Origin of the sequence: Streptomyces sp. NPDC093018 (assembly GCF_040684035.1) — a bacterium.
Lineage (GTDB): Bacteria > Actinomycetota > Actinomycetes > Streptomycetales > Streptomycetaceae > Streptomyces > Streptomyces murinus.
This window is the reverse complement of the sequence record NZ_JBFBFF010000004.1, coordinates 72,802-88,380: the sequence shown is the minus strand read 5'-3', so window position 1 is coordinate 88,380 and position 15,579 is coordinate 72,802. Positions and strand designations below refer to the sequence as shown.

Sequence of the window (15,579 nt, the reverse complement as noted above, 5' to 3'; positions counted from 1 at the left end):
CGAGCGGGGGCCGGAACCACGGCGTACCGACGCCCCCAGCCTAATCAGCCCCGGCTGATCCGTACCCCCTCGATCAGCGGGTGGCCGCCGGCGCGCGCAGGGGGCGCCCGTCCAGGTCCCAGGCCGGGTCGAGGGCGAGGCCGAGGTGGGTGAGGGCGGTGGCGGCCACGTCCGGCATCGTCACGTCCGTGCGGAGCGAGCCGGGTGCGAGTCCGTCGCCGACGGCGATCAGGAAGGTCCGGCGTTCCGGGAGGCTGGGGCCGCCGTGGCCGCCGGCGTCGGTGTGGCCGTGGTCGGCGGTGACCAGGACCAGCCAGTCCTCGTCCGCGGGCCGCGCCCGAACCGCGGCCACCATCCGCCCGACCTGCGCGTCGGCGCCGCGGATGGCCTCCAGGTACCGCGGGGAGGCGGCGCCGTGCCGGTGGCCCGCGTCGTCGATCCCGTCCAGCTGGACGAACAGGGCGTCCGGGTCCCCGTGTCGCAGCTCGGCGACCACCCGGTCCGTCGTACCGGCGTCGTACTCCGCGTCCGGCGTGGCCACCCGGGTGCCGACCCGCGCGGAGAAGACCTTCTCGGCGAGCGGCGCCCAGGAGGTGATCACGCAGGTGTCCAGGTCGCGCCCGGCGGACGCGAGGCGGGTGAGGAAGTCCGGGTAGCGCGTGAACGCGTTGCCGGTGAAGGAGTTGTCCCGCACCCGGTGCTTGGCGGGCCGGACCCCGGTGAGGATCGTGGCCCAGCCGGGCCCGGACAGGGTGGGCGCGCCCGGCTCGATGAGGCTCGGCGCGGTGAGCCCGGCGGCGGTCAGCGCGGCCAGGTGGGGCGCGTCGGCGTCCTCGATGCGGGCGAGGAGGGCGCCGTCCAGGCCGATGACGAGCACTTTGGGCGTACGGGGCACGGAAACCTCCGGGGGAGAGGGCGGCAGGGCACCGCCCCCGGCGCGGGCCGGGGGCGGTGCCCTGCCAATCAATCAGCTCCCGGTCGCCGACTTCCAGTCCTCGACGTACGACGTCAGGTTCTTGTCGATGTCGTTCCAGTCCGGCTGGAAGAAGTCGACGCCGTCCATCAGCTTGGTGAGGGCGATGGCGTTGGCGTCCGTGGCCTTGACGTCCTCGCGGGCCGAGAAGCCGCCCCCGATGGAGCTGACCTCGGCCTGTGCCCGCTGGGAGAGCATGAAGTCGAGCAGCTTCTTGCCGTTGGCGCTGTGCGGGGCCTTCGTGACCAGGCCCGCGGCGTACGGCAGCGCGAAGGTGGAGGGCTTGCCGTCCTTGCCCGCCGGGAACCAGATGCCGAGGTTGGGCATGGTCTTGGACTGGGCGTAGTTCATCTGGACATCGCCGTTGGCGACGAGCAGTTCGCCCTTGTCCACCTTGGGCGCGAGCTTGCCGGTGGAGGCGGACGGGCCGACGTTGTTGGCCTGGAGCTTCTTCAGATAGGCGAGGGCCTGGTCCTTGCCGCCGAGGTCGTGCATGGTCTGGATCAGCACGGCCGTGCCGTCACCCGCGACGCCCGGGGTGGAGTACTGGAGCTTGTTCCTGTACGACGCGTCGAGCAGGTCGTCCCAGGTCTTCGGCGCGCTCTTCAGCTCCTTCTTGTTGTAGACGAAGCCGAAGTAGTTGTTCACGACGGAGGTCCAGGTGCCGTCGGGCGCCTTGTCGGCGCCGCTGACCGCGGTCGAGCCCTCGGGCTCGTACTTCTGGAGCAGGCCCTTGGTGTCGGCCTCCTGGATGAACGGCGGCAGCGTGACCAGCACATCGGCCTGCGGGTTGCTCTTCTCGCGGACGGCGCGCTGCACCACCTCGCCCGAGCCGCCCTCGACGTACTTGACCTTGATGCCGGTCTTCTTGGTGAAGTTCGCGAAGACCTTGTCGTACCAGCCGTCCCCGTTCTCGCCCTTGAGGCCGTCCGCGCTGTAGACGGTGACCTCCTTGGCGTCGGAGGCGGCGGAGGAGGAACCGCAGGCGGACAGCGCGGGGGCGGCGAGCAGGGCGACGGCTACGGCGAGCGAGAGTCTGGTCCTGGACATGGCGAGACGAACTCCTGGCGTTCTCAAGGCGATCGGGGGGTACGGGAGTGGCTGGTCAGCGGTACGACGCCCGGGTGCGGACCCGGGAGACGGCGAACAGGACGAGCAGGGTCGCGGCCATCAGCACCACGGCGACGGCGGAGCCCGTGAACAGGGCGCCGCGGTCGGTGGCCGCGTAGATCAGGACGGGCAACGGGGTCCAGTCCGGCGGATAGAGCATCATCGTGGCGCTCAACTCGCCCATGGACAGGGCGAAGCAGAGGCCGGCGGCCGCGGTCAGGGAGGGCAGCAGCAGGGGCAGCCGTACCCGCCACAGCACATAGGAGGGCCGGGCGCCGAGGGCGGCGGCGGCCTGTTCGTAGGCCGGGTCGAGGCGGCTGATCGCCGCCGACACGGACTGGTGGGCGAAGGCGGTGACCAGCACGGTGTGCGCGAGGATCACGATCCACCGGGTGCCGTTGAGCAGCAGCGGCGGCTTGGAGAAGGCCACCAGGATCGACAGGCCCACCACCACGGAGGGCACCGCGACCGGCAGCACGAACAGGGCGTCCAGCATCCGCTTGCCGCGCTTCTTCAGGGCCGCCCCGGCGAGCGCCGCCCAGGTGCCGACGGCCAGCGCGAGGAGGCTGGCGCCGGTGGCGGTGAGCAGGCTGGTGACGAGCGCCTGGAGGGCCTCGCCGCGGGTCGCGGAGCGGTAGTTGGCGAGCGTCGGGCCCGAGGGCAGGACGCTGGACCAGTGGGTGGCGAAGGAGGCGCCGAGCACCACGAGCAGCGGCAGCGCGAACAGCGGCAGGAAGAGGACGAGGAACACCGCCCACAGGGCCCGTCTGGCCCCTCGGCTATGCACCAGCACGACGGCTCACCACCCGGTAGAGGCCGTAGAGACCCACGGAGATCAGGACGTTGACGACGGCGACCACACAGGCGCCCGGGTAGTCGGACTCCAGGATCGCCTTGCTGTAGACGAGCATCGGCAGGGTGGTGACCCCCTTCGCGCCGGTGAAGAGCACGATGCCGAACTCGTTGAGGCAGAGCACCAGGACGAGGCTGCCGCCGGCCGCGAGCGCGGGCAGCGCCTCCGGCAGGATCACCTGGCGTACGATCCGCGGCGCCCGCGCCCCCAGCGAACTGGCCGCCTCCAGCTGGGCGGTGTCCAGCTGCGAGAACGCGGCGAGCAGCGGGCGCATCACGAACGGCGTGAAGTAGGTGATCTCCGCGAGCAGCACGCCCCAGGGCGTGTTCAGGAACTGGAAGGGCCCCTGCGCGGCGCCCGTGAGCCCGGTCCAGGCCCCGTTGGCCATGCCGACGCCGCCGTAGATGAACAGCAGGGCCAGTGTGATCAGGAAGGACGGGAAGGACAGGAACACGTCCACGAACCGCGCCACCGCCTTCGCCCCGGGGAACGGCACGAACGCGATCACCAGCGCCAGCAGGAACCCCAGCACCAGGCACCCGGCGGTCGACGCGAGCGCCAGCCACACCGTGGTCCACAGCGCCCCCCGGAACGCCTCCGAGGCGAACACGTCGGCGTACGGCTGGACGGAGGTCCCCCCGCTGTCCGGCCGGAGGGACTGCTGGACGACGAGGGCGAGGGGGTAGAGGAAGAAGAGGGCGAGGAGGGCGACGGGGGGCAGGGCCCACAGCACCGCCCCGAACGACCGTGGGCGGCGCACCGGTTCGCCGCTGACCGGCGCCGTCTGGACGGCCTCAGCCATGACCGACCCCCGCGGGCAGCAGCACCGCGTCATCGGGCGCGAAGTGCAGCGTGACCTCGTCGCCCCGCCACGGCGGATCCCGCAACTCCCGTACATCGGCCATGACCTGGTGGCCGCCGACCTCGACGTACAGCCGATGCGTGGACCCACGCCACTGGATCTCCCGTACGACACCGGCGAGTTGATTGGGGCCCTCGCCGATCCCCACGAGATGCGGCCGGACACACAGCGTGGCCCGCGCCCCCGCGGCCACGCCCGCCGTGTCGACCTTCACCTCCCGGCCCGCGAACTCGACGCGTCCCGAACTCACCGTCACCGGCAGCAGATTCGCGCCGCCCACGAACGAGGCCGTGAACGCGTCGGCGGGCGCCCGGTACAGCTCCTTCGGCGTCCCGCAGGCCCGCAGTCGCGCCTTGTCCATCACCGCGATCCGGTCCGCCAGGGTCAGCGCCTCGACCTGGTCGTGGGTGACGTACAGCATCGAGACCTCGGGCAACTCCCGGTGCAGCCGGGCGAGTTCGGCGAGCATCCCGGACCGCAGCTGTGCGTCGAGCGCGGACAGCGGCTCGTCCAGGAGGAGCACGCCGGGCCGGATGGCGAGCGCGCGGGCGATGGCGACGCGCTGCTGCTGGCCGCCGGACAGCTCGCGCGGATGGCGGCGGGCGTAGCCGGCCATGCCGGTCATCTCCAGTGCCTCGCCGACCCGTTGCCGTATCTCGCCCCGGGCGGTGCCGCGCGCCTTGAGCCCGAAGGCCACGTTCTCCTCGACGCGCAGGTGCGGGAAGAGCGCGTACTGCTGGACGACCATCCCGATGCCCCGCCGGTACGGCGGCAGGTCCGTCACGTCCCGGCCACCGAGGAGCACCCGCCCGGACGCGGGCCGGACGAACCCGGCGACCGCCCGCAGCGCGGTGGTCTTGCCGGAGCCGGACGGCCCGAGGAGCGCCATGACCTCGCCGGGCTCGACGGTCAGATCGAGGGAGTCGAGGACGACATTGCCGTCGTAGGCGACCGTGACGGAATCGAAGCGGATGCTCATCTCACCGGGCTCCCGTGAGCAGCGCGGGCAGGTCGGCCACCGAGTCCAGGACCCGGGTGGCGCCCGCCGCGTGGAACTCCGCGTCGCCGTGGGCCCCGGTGCGCACCCCGGCGACCAGCCCGGCCCCGGCGCGCACGCCGCTGAGCACGTCGTAGGAGGTGTCCCCGACCACGGCGACCTGTCGTACGTCCTCGGCGGCCTTGGTGCGCAGGAACGCCTCCAGGACCATGTCGGGGAAGGGCCGCCCGCGCCCGCCGGCGTCCGCCGGGCACAGGGTGAGCGGCACCAGGTCCGCCCAGCCGAGGGCGGCGAGGATGGCGTCCTGGGTGACCCGGGCGAAGCCGGTGGTCAGGACGACGCCGCGGCCGCTCGCGAGCAGTTCCTCGATGGCCTCGCGGGCACCGGGGACGGGGGCGATCAGGCCGCCGTCGACCAGTTCGCCGTACGCCTTCTCGAAGGCGGCGTTGGCGCGCCGGGCCCGCTCCTCGTCCCCGAACAGGTGCCGGAAGACGGAGATCTTGGACTCGCCCATGGTGGCGCGGACGTAGGCGAGGTGCTCGGCGTGCTCGGCCGTGCCCTCCCGGACGCCGAGTTCGGCGGCGGCCACGGCGAAGGCGCGCTCCACGAGCCCGCCGTCGGCGACGGTCGTACCGGCCATGTCGAGGACGACGAGCCGGATGTCGGGGGAAGTGTCGGTCATGGGGGTGCTCACCAGCCCAGTTCGTTCGCGGTGGTCTCGGCTATCGCGGGGGAGCAGGTCATGCCGCGCCCGCCGGGCCCGGTGACCAGCCATACCCCGTCGGCGACCTGCTGGCGGTGCACGACGCGGGAGGTGTCGGTGCACTGCGCGTACACGCCCGCCCAGCGGTGCCGGATCCGCGGCAGCGGCCGGCCCAGCAGGTTCTCCACGACGCCGGTCAGGTGCTCGTACGGCTCCTCGACGGTGTCGAACGCGAAGGGGTGCTCGTACTCGTGGGTGTCGCCGATGGTCAGACCGCCGTCGGCGCGCTGCACCATGAGCAGCTGCATCTTGTGCGCGGCCGCCGTCTCGGGCTGCGGCTGGCCGGCGTTGAGCGCGTCGAGCGCCTTTGAGGCGTAGGCCGGGTAGTAGCGGAAGCTGTCGCCGTCCGCGACCGAGGTCGGCAGCGGCTCGCCCAGCGGGTCGGTCTGCATCATCTGGAGCCGGACCCGGCGCACCGGCAGGTCGGGACCCGCCAGCTCGCGGACCAGGCCGCCGAGCCAGGCGCCGGTGGCCAGCACGACCGCGTCGGCGTGGTGCACGTCCCCGTGGTCGTCGCGGACGGCCCCGGCCCCGACCACCTCGCGGACCTCGCGGCCCGGCAGGAAGGTGTAGTCGGGGGACTTGCGCAGTTCCTCGCGCAGGGCGAGCTGCGCGGTGCGTGGCTCGACGGCGGCGTCCCGCTCGCAGAAGAGGGCGGCGCCGAACTCGCCGCGCAGGGCGGGGTTGATGGCGCGGGCCTCGCCCGGGGTCAGCAGCTTGTAGCCGCGGGCCGCGGCGTCCGGGCGGGCCACGGCGGCCTCGGCGACGGCCAGTTCCAGCTCCGTGCGCACCGGGGTCAGGGAGCCGGTGGCGCGAAAGCCCAGCTTGGCCACCCGGCCGCCGATGCCCTCCCACAGCTCCCGCGCCCGCAGCGCGGTCTCCAGCTCTTCTCCCCCGGCCCGGCCACTGACCCAGATCTGTCCGAAGTTGCGCAGCGAGGCGCCGCGTGCCTCGGCCTCCCGCTCGATCTGGACGACCTCGTGGCCACGTTCGATTGCTTGCCAGGCGTGCATGGTGCCGACCACGCCGCCTCCGACGACTGTCACTCTCACGACGCCAACGGTGCTCGGGGACGGGTAACCAAAGACGTCCGCCGGTCGACGGGGGCGTGAACTGCCCATCACGTTTGGGCTAGACCCGTTATCTTCTCGTGACCATAAGAGGGGTGGCTATGTCCGGATCTCCGCACCGAAAAGGGACTTTCCTCAGCCCTGGAGGTGGGCGGTGAAGGAGAACCGGTCCCCCCGGTACAGCGACCGCACCCGCTCCAGCGGACGGCCGGCGGTGTCCCGGGACACCCGGTGGATCAGCAGCATCGGCAGGGCCGGCGGGGTGCCGATGAGCAGCGCCTCGCGGGGCGTGGCGAGCACGGTCTCCAGGCGCTCGTCGGCGTCGCCGAAGCCGATGCCCTGGGCGGCGAGATAGCCGTAGAAGGAGGAGTCGGCGTCGAAGTCGGCGTCCAGCCGGGGCACCCGCTCGACCGCGACGTAGGTGCTCTCCAGGCCGACCCGCTCCTCGTCCGCGAGCAGCACCCGCTCCAGGTGCCAGACCGGCTCGCCCTTCGTCAGCCCGGTCTCGGCGGCCAGGGGCGCCGGGCAGGGGAAGCGGTCGAGGGTGACGAGGGTACGGCCGGGCGTACGGCCCTGGCGGCGCACGCCCTCGGTGTAGCTCGCCAGCGACAGCGGCTGGGCCAGCTTGGGCCCGGCCACCACGGTCCCGCGCCCGCGCCTGCGCAGCCGCCCCTCCAGCACCAGCTCCCGCACCGCCTGACGCACCGTCTCGCGGGCGACGTCGTACCGCTCGGCGAGGTCCCGCTCGGTCGGGATGACGCTGTCCTCCCCCAGCTGCTCCAGCAGCCCGGCGATCCTCGCCTTCACCGCGTAGTACTTCGGGATCCGGCCGTGCTCGGGGATGCCGGACCGGACGGGGGCACCTGGGGCCTGCTCATACGGGTAGTCCACGCAGGGATCGTTGCAGACGGAGGTGGGGGCACCTCAACTCAGCGGCGCCTGCGGGCCAGGAGGAACGCGGCACCGGTCACACAGAGCAGGGCACCGGCGGCGGCGAGCAGGCCGTGGGTGAGGGCGGGGCCGGTCCGGGCGAGTTCACGGGCGCGCCGGCCGGCCTCCTGGGCGTCCTGGGCGAAGGGGAGGGAGGGGTCGGGGGCGGAGGCCGTGGGGCGCGGGGTGCCGGGCCCGGCGGAGCCGGTACCGGGGGCCGGGGTGCCGGGGCCCGCGCTGCCGCCGGTGCCCTGAGTCTGCTCCGCGCCCGTACCCGTACCCGTGAGGTCCTGGGCCACCGGGGTGCCGTCCTGGTCCCCGGGCGGCTCGGGGGCCGGGGACATCGGGGTGCCGACCCCGAACCGGTAGGCGTTGGACTCGCCGACCCAGTCCCCGTCCTGACCGCGCCGCTGCACGGCGGCCGCGTTGGCGGTGACCTGGTCGGGTACGGCGGCCTCCTGGGTGAGCGCGAGGCGGACCCGCACGCTGACCGTCTTGCCGGGCCCCACGGAGAAACCGCCGAATCCGGGTGCGTCCAGCACGCCGACCAACTCCTTCTCATCGGTGCTCTCGAACGTCACCGGGTGGACGCGGGAGCCGTCGTCGAAGTCCAACCGGGCCTGCCCGGCCTTGAGTTCATGCCGGTCGTCGACGAGGACGACGACCGGGTGGATGCCCGCGCAGGAGCGGCGGGTGGTGTTGGTGAGATCGATGTACCAGGTGCTGGAGCCATCGCCGGGCTGGTACTCGGTGGGGCCGCCGCGGATCCGGGTGGCCAGCGGAAAGGCGTGCTCACCGGGCGCGGCACAGGAGGGCGCGGGGGTGGCGGCAGCGGCCGGGAGCGGGCCGCCGAGGGCCGACGCCGGGAGCGGGGCGCCGAGAGCCGACACCGGGAGGGGGCCGCCCAGAGCCGACGCCGGGAGCGGGGCAAGAACGGCGGCCGGGAGCGGGACGAGGACGGCGGCCGCGGCGAGGCCGAGGGGGCGGAGGGAGATGCGGCCGGGGAACAGGGACGTACACAGTCGCATGAACACATGACCATGCCGGGTCAGGGGCGGGGGGCCGGGCCGCCACTCCGGGCCGGGCCGGAATGCCGCTCGATCGGCCGAGACGGTCGGTCAGGACGCGCCGGCGCAGACCCGCTCGGCCTCCGTGGACGTCGAGTTCCGTACGCTCTCGGCCTTTTGCAGCGCCTGCCGCTGCGCGGTGCCGGGGTGTCCGCCGTTGGCCATGCTGCGCAGCAGGTCGGTCTTCAGGCCGTCGTAGTACCGCTCCGCCTGCTGGGCGGCGGCGAGGGCCTTGTCGCAGTTGGTCCGGGGGGTGGCGGCGTGCGCCGCGGGCACGGCGAAGGAGAACGCGAGAAGCGCGACGGCACCGGCCGCGAACGTTCGCATGGACCTCATGGGAACCTCCGGTTGACGGATCGTTCGGGTCGTACATACAGCTACGGCTACAGCTCAGGAGGACAACGTGACGACGCGCCCGCCGCCCTTCACCTCCACGCATGCCTGGTACGGATCGGGGTTCCCCCGCCGTTCCCCGCACTTCCAGCGGGCCCCGGCCGCGTGCACCTCGGCGCCGGCCGGCGCGCCGTGCCAGACCTTCGTATAGGCGGCCGCGACCTGGCGGGCCACCCCGCAGGTCACCCGCTCGCCCGCGAGCACGCCGAGCCCGGAGAGGGGATCGGCCCCGCAGTACCGGACGCTCGCGCCCGGGGCCGCGACGGCCGTGCCGCCCCCGGACACGCAGAGCAGACCGATCCCGATCGCTCCGACGAGCACTCTGGCCTTCATCGACCCCACCGGGCACCTCCGTCCCACGAGCAACCCCCACAGCATGAGTACCCACATCCGGCCCCGGCGCTCGCGCGGCGCGCCCGAGATCCGACGGTCCGGCCCGGCCCCCGTCAGCCCCTCACCCCTCGCCCCTCCCGAAGACCCCCGCCCCCAGCACCATCTCCGCCGCCCCCTGGGCCACGACCCCCTCCCCCTGCCGCACCACGTCCACCGCGACGCCCTCCCGGAGCCCCTCCCGCCGTGCCCGCGCGTCCAGCTCGGCCGACACCCCCCGTATGAAAGGCCCGGGATCCGCCAGCACGGTCCGCCCGCCGAGCAGCACCCGGTCGATGTCCAGCAGCCCCACCAGATTCCCGGCCCCCACCCCGAGGACCCGCGCCGCCCGCTCCGTCTCGCCCCGTGCCACCGCGGACAGGCACAGTGCCTCCAGACACCCCCGGTCCCCGCACTCGCAGCGCGGCCCGTCCAGCTGGACGACCTGGTGCCCGAACTCCCCGGCCCCGGTCCGCGCGCCCCGGTGCACCCGCCCGCCGATCACGAGCCCGGCCCCGAGCCCCGTACCGAGGTGGAGATACGCGAAGGATCCGCCCGCGCCCCCGACCGCGAGCCCCACTGCCGCCGCGTTCGTGTCCTTGTCCACGACCACCGGCACCCCCAGCCGATCGCCCAGCGCGTCCCGCAGCGGGAAGCCGTCCCAGCCCGGGAACCCGGTCACCCGGTGCAGCACTCCCCGCACATGGTCGAGCGGCCCCGGCAGGGCCACCCCCGCCCCCAGCAGCGACCCGGCCTCGGCGAGCTCCCCGAAGGGCCCGAGGCACGAGCGGACCAGCCCTGTCACCGCCTCCACGACCACTCCGAGCACGGTCTCGGCGCCCGCCCCGAGGTCCAGTTCCGCGCGCCGCTCCCCCACCACGGCGCCGTCCAGCCGTACGAGCACCGCCCGCAGCGCGTCCCGGTCCAGCTGCACCCCCACCGCGTGGCCCGCCTCCGGCACCAGCCGCAGCACCGTGCGCGGCTTGCCGCCCGTGGACGCCCGGCGGCCCGCCTCCGCCGCGAGCCCCGCCTCCCGCAGCCGTCCGGTGATCTTGCTGACGGCCTGCGGGGTCAGCCCGGTCCGCTCGGCCACCTCCAGCCTGCTGATGCCCTCCGTCCCGGCCCCGCGCAGCAGACCGAGCACGAGCGCGCTGTTGTGCGACCGCACCGCCCCCAGGTTCGCTCCGGCCCGCCCGCTGTTCACCCTGTCCTCGCTCACACGCCCATTCTCCTCGTCACTTGCACTTTGGCAACAGCGTTGCGAAAGTGGAGGGCATGAGCACTCCCCTCCGCGTCGGCCTGGTCGGCTACGGCCTCGCCGGCTCCGTCTTCCACGCCCCTCTGATCACCGCCACCGAGGGCCTCGTCCTCGACACGGTCGTCACCTCGAACCCGGAGCGGCAGCGGCAGGCCCGCGACGCGTTCCCGGAGGTGACGCTCGCCGCGGCCCCCGAGGAACTCTTCGCCCGCGCGGGCGAGTTGGACCTGCTCGTCATCGCCTCCCCGAACAAGACGCATGTCCCGCTCGCCACCGCGGCCCTGGAGGCGGGCCTGCCCGTGGTCGTGGACAAACCGGTCGCCGGCACCGCAGCCGAGGCCCGGGCGCTCGCCGCCCTCGCCGAGGACCGCGGCCTGCTGCTGTCCGTCTTCCAGAACCGCCGCTGGGACAACGACTTCCTCACCCTGCGCGCCCTGCTCGAAGACGGCGCGCTCGGCGACGTACGCCGTTTCGAGTCCCGCTTCGAGCGCTGGCGCCCGCGCCCCAAGGGGGGCTGGCGCGAGTCCGGCGACCCCGCGGAGATCGGCGGTCTGCTCTACGACCTCGGCAGCCATGTCGTCGACCAGGCCCTGGTGCTGTTCGGCCCGGCGGCCGAGGTGTACGCGGAGGCCGACGTGCGCCGTCCGGGCGCCGAGGCCGACGACGACACCTTCATCGCGCTCACCCACGCGAGCGGCGTCCGCTCCCATCTCCACGTCTCCGCGACCACCCCCCAACTCGGCCCGCGCTTCCGGGTGCTGGGCTCCGAGGCCGGCTATGTGAAGTACGGCCTCGACCCCCAGGAGGGCGCCCTGCGCGAGGGCCTGCGCCCCGGCCCCCGGTGGGGCGCAGAACCCGAGGCCCTGTACGGCCGGATCGGCGCCGGTGAATCCCCGCTGACCGGCGGCGGCACCCCGGTGAAGACCCTGCCCGGCGACTACCCCGCCTACTACGCGGCCGTCGCCGCCGCCCTCACCGGCGCGGGCCCCAACCCGGTGACCGCCCTGGAGGCGGCCGCCGCCCTCGATGTACTGGAGGCGGCCCGCAGGTCCGCCCAGGAGAAGGTGACGGTGACCCTGTGACCACACAGCAGCAGCAACTCGCTCCCTCCATCGATGAGTTGGAGGAGCAGGAACAGCGCCTGACGTTCGACCGGTTCACGTACGACGACGCCTGGGCGCTCGGTTCCCTGATGGTCGAGCTGGCCCGTGAGCGCCGGCTGCCGGTGGCGATCGACATCCACCGCGGCGGGCAGCAGCTCTTCCACGCGGCCCTGCCCGGCTCCGCCCCGGACAACGACGCCTGGATCGTCCGCAAGCGCCGGGTGGTCGAGCGCTACGGCGCCGCCTCCTATCTGGTCGGCTCCCGCTTCCGCGCCAAGGGCACCACCTTCGAGAACTCCTCCCGCCTCGACGCGGACACCTACGCGGCCCACGGCGGCTCCTTCCCGATCCGTCTGGAGCAGGCGGGCATCATCGGCGCCGTGACCGTCTCGGGCCTGCCCCAGGTCGAGGACCACCGGCTGGTGGTGGCGGCGCTGGAGAAGTTCCTCGGCCGCCCGGCCCGGTCCCCCGGCGGTTCGACCGACTGAGGGAACCGGGCGACCAGACCGAGGGAACCCGGGAATCAGCCAGAACGCCCTCCGGTTGGCAGTGGGCACAGACGTGATGATCACGACAGCACCGCCCCACCCTCCGGAGGGATCGCCCGCATGAGTCAGAGCACCGGCACGCTGAAGGAACACCTCGGCCGGCACGGCGTCTGGGACGTCGCGCTGCGCGCGGAGGACCCCGCGCGCCGCGGCGAGCAGGAGGACGCCGCCGCCGAGCTGGAGGAACTCGACTTCGGCGCGATCTGGCTCGGCGGCAACAGCACCGCCGCGAACGCCACCCCGCTCATCGAGGCCACCCACCACATCACGGTCGGCACCAGCATCCAGAGCGTCTGGCAGCGGGACGCCGCCACGACCGCGGCCGACTTCGCCCGGCTGGAGTCGTCCCACCCCGGCCGCTTCCTGCTGGGCCTCGGCGTCAGCCACGGGCCCCGCGTCGAGGGCTACCACCGCCCCTACTCCGCGATGGTCGACTACCTGGACGAGCTGGACAAGGCCGGTGTCCCGGCCGGCCGCCGCGTCCTCGCCGCCCTCGGCCCCAAGATGCTGAACCTGGCCGGGGACCGCGCGGCCGGCGCCATCCCCTACCTCGTCACCCCCGAGCACACCGCGCAGGCCCGCGAGATCCTCGGCCAGGGCCCGCTGCTCGCCCCGGAGTTCAAGGTCGTCCTGGAGCAGAACCCGACCCGCGCCCGCGAGATCGCCCGCGCCTATCTGGCCCGCTACCTCGAACTCCCCAACTACACCGACAACTTCCTCCGCCTCGGCTTCGACGAGTCCGATGTCGCGGGCGGCGGCAGCGACCGGCTCATCGACGCGGTCTTCGCCTGGGGCGACGACGACCGGATCCGCCGCCGTGTGCACGCCTTCCACGAGGCGGGCGCCGACCATGTGGCCCTCCAGGTCGTCACGGAGGAGACGGGCCGCACCATCCCCCGCGAACAATGGCGCAGGCTGGCCTTGCTGCTGCGGTGACCGGGCCACCCCCCTTGGCTGGAGGCGTTCTCCCCTGCCCTGAGCCGGGTGGGGCCCGCGGCACGCGCGCCCCGGCCCCAACCGGCTCAGGGGCGCGGGGCTGTTCCGGCGTACGACTCCGCCGTCGGGCGCGACGAGCCGCGAACCGCCCGCGCCCGACGGCGAAGCCCCGCCCCCGGCCGCCCCGGCGGAGCGCCTACGCGTCCTTGAACTCCTGCCGCTGCCGCCCGAGCCCCTCGACCTCCAGCTCCACCACGTCCCCGGCCCGCAGATACGGCTTCGGCTCGGCATGCCCCATCGCCACTCCGGCCGGCGTCCCCGTGTTGATCACATCTCCGGGGTACAGCGTCATGAACCGGCTGACGTAGCGCACCACTTCGCCGACCGGGAAGATCTGCTCCGCCGTCGTGCCGTCCTGCTTCAGCTCCCCGTTGACCCACAGCCGCAGCGACAGCCGCTGTGGATCGGGGACCTCGTCCGCCGTCACCAGCCAGGGTCCGAGCGGGTTGAACGTCTCGCAGTTCTTGCCCTTGTCCCAGGTCCCGCCCCGCTCGATCTGGAACTCCCGCTCGGAGACATCGTGCGCGACCGCGTACCCCGCGACATGCGCGAGCCCCTCCTCGGCCGACTCCAGGTACCGGGCCGTCCGCCCGATGACGACGGCCAGCTCCACCTCCCAGTCGGTCTTGGCGGAGCCGCGCGGCACCAGCACGGTGTCGTGCGGTCCGACCACCGTGTCCGGCGCCTTGAAGAAGACGACCGGCTCGGCGGGCGGCTCGGCGCCGGTCTCGCGCGCGTGGTCGTGGTAGTTCAGCCCGATGCACACGATCTTCCCGATCCGCCCGAGCGGCGGCCCGACGCGGGCCCCCGCCGCGTCCAGTACGGGCAGTCCACCGGCGGCGGCCGCCTCCCGCACCCGCCCGAGCGCGGCGGCGTCGGCGAGCAGCGATCCGTCGATGTCGTCCACGAGCGCGGACAGGTCACGCAGGGTTCCGTCGGCGTCGAGCAGCGCGGGCCGCTCGGCCCCCGCCGTACCGACTCGCAGCAGCTTCATGGTCACCATCTCCCTCGATCGCGGGCGCCCGGCCGACGGGTGCGGCCGTCGGAGGGCTGGACGATCCTCCGATCACCCCGTCCACCCGGCAAGACCCTGTTCACGTACTGGACCGTAACCCCGGCGGGTCCGGCCACTACGGCTGCCGGTACAGCGCCGCCCGCTCCACCGCGCTCCACGTCGTACTGGTGACGACGTACAACGCGGCGGCCAGCGGTACGACGGCCACACTGACCAGGGTGAGGAAGGACAGGAACGGCATCACCTTGCCGACCGCGCCGAGCCCCGGCACCTGCTCCTCACCACCGGCGGCGGCCATGACCGGGTTCTGCGCCATCTGGCTCTTCGTGCGCAGGTAGTTGAAGGTGGCGACGCCCGCGACCAAGGCGAACAGCACCAGGTAGACCACTCCGGCGCCGCCGAACAGCCCGTCCCCGGCGAGCGCGTCGGCCCACCGTCCGCCGAGCGGCGCGGCGAACAGCCGGTGGTCGAGCAGCGCGTTGCCCGAGGTGCTGGAGAACAGGTGGTAGAGGAGGAAGAACGCGGGGAGCTGGAGCAGGCTCGGCAGGATGCCGGACAGCGGCGAGACCTTTTCCTCGGTGTGCAGTTCGAGCAGCGCCTTGCGGAACCGCTCCTGGTCCTTACCGTGCCGCTTGCGCAGTTCGGCGATTCTCGGCTGGAGCGCGGCACGGGCCCGCTGGCCCCGGGCGGCGGCGCGGGAGAGCGGGTGGACGAGGAGTCGTACGAGCGCGGTGAACAGGACGATCGCGGCGGCGGTCGCGGAGCCGTGGCAGAGCGGTGCGAGCAGGTCGGCGAGCCGCTCGACCAGGTGTGCGAACACGGAGAAGACGGACATGGGTGAGCCCTCCGGGGGTCTCGTCGTGCCGGGGAGAGAGGAGATCGGCAGGACGACCCGCGCGGGGTCACGGCATACGGGGTGCGTGCCCTACGCGGCGGTCGCCGGAAGGGTCCGTCCGGGCGCCCGGGGCCTGCGGCGGCCGCGCGCGTCGGGATCACGCTGGGGCAGGAAGGCCGTGCGCCGGGCCCGGTCGCGTATCGCCGTACGGATACGGGTGGGCGGTACGGCGGGTGCGCGGCCGGCGGCGATCAGGGTGCACAGGGCGAGCGCGGAACCGGCGGCGGCGGTCGCGGCGAGGGCGACGGCGGTGGTGAGGCCACCGGTGTCGAGGAGCGCGAGGGGGAGCAGGAAGAGCAGGGGGGCCAGCAGGAACGCGACGGCGCGGCCGGGTCCGCGGTCGCTGGTCCGGCTCATCGTCATCCCCCTCCCCCACT

18 protein-coding genes are annotated in these 15,579 nt (G+C 73.6%); 3 read left to right on the top strand and 15 right to left on the bottom strand.

The window, feature by feature from the left end; translation table 11 throughout:
• Positions 1-73 precede the first annotated feature (73 nt).
• The 12 genes from AB0N90_RS10935 to AB0N90_RS10880 all read right to left on the bottom strand — a co-directional run bounded on the left by AB0N90_RS10935 (position 74) and on the right by AB0N90_RS10880 (position 10,606).
• The gene (locus AB0N90_RS10935) at positions 74-895 is read right to left on the bottom strand and encodes an alkaline phosphatase family protein (RefSeq protein WP_365194930.1); all 822 of its coding nucleotides are present in this window, start codon (positions 893-895) and stop codon (positions 74-76) included.
• Between the two features lie 72 nt (positions 896-967).
• Positions 968-2,023, bottom strand: coding sequence for a 2-aminoethylphosphonate ABC transporter substrate-binding protein (locus AB0N90_RS10930; RefSeq protein ID WP_365194927.1), 1,056 nt, complete (start codon positions 2,021-2,023; stop codon positions 968-970).
• 55 nt (positions 2,024-2,078) lie between these two features.
• Positions 2,079-2,876, bottom strand: coding sequence for an ABC transporter permease subunit (locus AB0N90_RS10925; protein ID WP_365194924.1), 798 nt, complete (start codon positions 2,874-2,876; stop codon positions 2,079-2,081).
• The gene (locus AB0N90_RS10920) at positions 2,863-3,738 is read right to left on the bottom strand and encodes a 2-aminoethylphosphonate ABC transporter permease subunit (protein WP_365194922.1); all 876 of its coding nucleotides are present in this window, start codon (positions 3,736-3,738) and stop codon (positions 2,863-2,865) included. The genes AB0N90_RS10925 and AB0N90_RS10920 overlap by 14 nt, the downstream gene beginning before the upstream one ends.
• Positions 3,731-4,777, bottom strand: a complete 1,047-nt coding sequence (locus AB0N90_RS10915) for an ABC transporter ATP-binding protein (protein ID WP_365194919.1) — start codon at positions 4,775-4,777, stop codon at positions 3,731-3,733. The genes AB0N90_RS10920 and AB0N90_RS10915 overlap by 8 nt, the downstream gene beginning before the upstream one ends.
• A 1-nt stretch (position 4,778) precedes the next feature.
• Positions 4,779-5,477: an HAD family hydrolase gene (locus tag AB0N90_RS10910; RefSeq protein ID WP_361668559.1), complete on the bottom strand. Its 699-nt coding sequence runs from the start codon at positions 5,475-5,477 to the stop codon at positions 4,779-4,781.
• Between the two features lie 8 nt (positions 5,478-5,485).
• Positions 5,486-6,610, bottom strand: coding sequence for a TIGR03364 family FAD-dependent oxidoreductase (locus tag AB0N90_RS10905; protein WP_365194916.1), 1,125 nt, complete (start codon positions 6,608-6,610; stop codon positions 5,486-5,488).
• A gap of 153 nt (positions 6,611-6,763) precedes the next feature.
• Positions 6,764-7,519, bottom strand: coding sequence for a GntR family transcriptional regulator (locus AB0N90_RS10900; RefSeq protein ID WP_093677461.1), 756 nt, complete (start codon positions 7,517-7,519; stop codon positions 6,764-6,766).
• A 38-nt stretch (positions 7,520-7,557) separates the two neighbouring features.
• Complete coding sequence (locus AB0N90_RS10895) at positions 7,558-8,586, bottom strand: hypothetical protein (protein WP_365194913.1); 1,029 nt, start codon at positions 8,584-8,586, stop codon at positions 7,558-7,560.
• Positions 8,587-8,676: 90 nt separating this feature from the next.
• Positions 8,677-8,952: a hypothetical protein gene (locus AB0N90_RS10890; protein ID WP_365194910.1), complete on the bottom strand. Its 276-nt coding sequence runs from the start codon at positions 8,950-8,952 to the stop codon at positions 8,677-8,679.
• Positions 8,953-9,015: 63 nt separating this feature from the next.
• A complete protein-coding gene (locus tag AB0N90_RS10885) occupies positions 9,016-9,351 on the bottom strand; it encodes a hypothetical protein (RefSeq protein ID WP_365194908.1) in 336 nt (111 codons plus the stop codon).
• 121 nt (positions 9,352-9,472) lie between these two features.
• Entirely contained in the window at positions 9,473-10,606 is a 1,134-nt protein-coding gene (locus tag AB0N90_RS10880; RefSeq protein WP_365194905.1) for an ROK family transcriptional regulator, read from the bottom strand.
• Positions 10,607-10,662: 56 nt separating this feature from the next.
• Between AB0N90_RS10880 and AB0N90_RS10875 the strand changes: the two genes are divergently transcribed.
• From AB0N90_RS10875 to AB0N90_RS10865, 3 genes are all read left to right on the top strand, one after another.
• The gene (locus tag AB0N90_RS10875) at positions 10,663-11,727 is read left to right on the top strand and encodes a Gfo/Idh/MocA family oxidoreductase (RefSeq protein ID WP_365194902.1); all 1,065 of its coding nucleotides are present in this window, start codon (positions 10,663-10,665) and stop codon (positions 11,725-11,727) included.
• Positions 11,724-12,236 (top strand): heme-degrading domain-containing protein, encoded by a 513-nt coding sequence (locus AB0N90_RS10870; RefSeq protein WP_361668575.1) that lies wholly within the window; start codon positions 11,724-11,726, stop codon positions 12,234-12,236. Before AB0N90_RS10875 ends, AB0N90_RS10870 begins: the two co-directional genes overlap by 4 nt.
• A 120-nt stretch (positions 12,237-12,356) precedes the next feature.
• Positions 12,357-13,232, top strand: a complete 876-nt coding sequence (locus AB0N90_RS10865) for an LLM class F420-dependent oxidoreductase (RefSeq protein WP_365194900.1) — start codon at positions 12,357-12,359, stop codon at positions 13,230-13,232.
• Positions 13,233-13,428: 196 nt separating this feature from the next.
• Here AB0N90_RS10865 and AB0N90_RS10860 read toward each other — a convergent pair whose 3' ends face one another.
• The 3 genes from AB0N90_RS10860 to AB0N90_RS10850 all read right to left on the bottom strand — a co-directional run bounded on the left by AB0N90_RS10860 (position 13,429) and on the right by AB0N90_RS10850 (position 15,559).
• Complete coding sequence (locus tag AB0N90_RS10860) at positions 13,429-14,286, bottom strand: fumarylacetoacetate hydrolase family protein (protein ID WP_365194897.1); 858 nt, start codon at positions 14,284-14,286, stop codon at positions 13,429-13,431.
• A gap of 136 nt (positions 14,287-14,422) precedes the next feature.
• The gene (gene yidC, locus AB0N90_RS10855; RefSeq protein WP_365194894.1) at positions 14,423-15,142 is read right to left on the bottom strand and encodes a membrane protein insertase YidC; all 720 of its coding nucleotides are present in this window, start codon (positions 15,140-15,142) and stop codon (positions 14,423-14,425) included.
• Positions 15,143-15,232: 90 nt separating this feature from the next.
• Positions 15,233-15,559 carry a DUF6412 domain-containing protein gene (locus AB0N90_RS10850; protein WP_361668584.1) on the bottom strand — a complete coding sequence of 109 codons (327 nt, stop codon included), beginning with the start codon at positions 15,557-15,559 and terminating at the stop codon, positions 15,233-15,235.
• Positions 15,560-15,579: the final 20 nt, after the last annotated feature.

Excerpts from the sequence above, each read along its gene's own strand:
- AB0N90_RS10930 (WP_365194927.1), bottom strand. The coding sequence starts at position 2,023 with ATGTCCAGGACCAGACTCTCGCTCGCCGTAGCCGTCGCCCTGCTCGCC.
- AB0N90_RS10920 (WP_365194922.1), bottom strand. The coding sequence starts at position 3,738 with ATGGCTGAGGCCGTCCAGACGGCGCCGGTCAGCGGCGAACCGGTGCGC.
- AB0N90_RS10915 (WP_365194919.1), bottom strand. The coding sequence starts at position 4,777 with ATGAGCATCCGCTTCGATTCCGTCACGGTCGCCTACGACGGCAATGTC.
- AB0N90_RS10910 (WP_361668559.1), bottom strand. The coding sequence starts at position 5,477 with ATGACCGACACTTCCCCCGACATCCGGCTCGTCGTCCTCGACATGGCC.
- AB0N90_RS10895 (WP_365194913.1), bottom strand. The coding sequence starts at position 8,586 with ATGCGACTGTGTACGTCCCTGTTCCCCGGCCGCATCTCCCTCCGCCCC.
- AB0N90_RS10890 (WP_365194910.1), bottom strand. The coding sequence starts at position 8,952 with ATGCGAACGTTCGCGGCCGGTGCCGTCGCGCTTCTCGCGTTCTCCTTC.
- AB0N90_RS10885 (WP_365194908.1), bottom strand. The coding sequence starts at position 9,351 with ATGAAGGCCAGAGTGCTCGTCGGAGCGATCGGGATCGGTCTGCTCTGC.
- AB0N90_RS10875 (WP_365194902.1), top strand. The coding sequence starts at position 10,663 with ATGAGCACTCCCCTCCGCGTCGGCCTGGTCGGCTACGGCCTCGCCGGC.
- AB0N90_RS10865 (WP_365194900.1), top strand. The coding sequence starts at position 12,357 with ATGAGTCAGAGCACCGGCACGCTGAAGGAACACCTCGGCCGGCACGGC.
- AB0N90_RS10860 (WP_365194897.1), bottom strand. The coding sequence starts at position 14,286 with ATGAAGCTGCTGCGAGTCGGTACGGCGGGGGCCGAGCGGCCCGCGCTG.
- yidC (WP_365194894.1), bottom strand. The coding sequence starts at position 15,142 with ATGTCCGTCTTCTCCGTGTTCGCACACCTGGTCGAGCGGCTCGCCGAC.
- AB0N90_RS10850 (WP_361668584.1), bottom strand. The coding sequence starts at position 15,559 with ATGAGCCGGACCAGCGACCGCGGACCCGGCCGCGCCGTCGCGTTCCTG.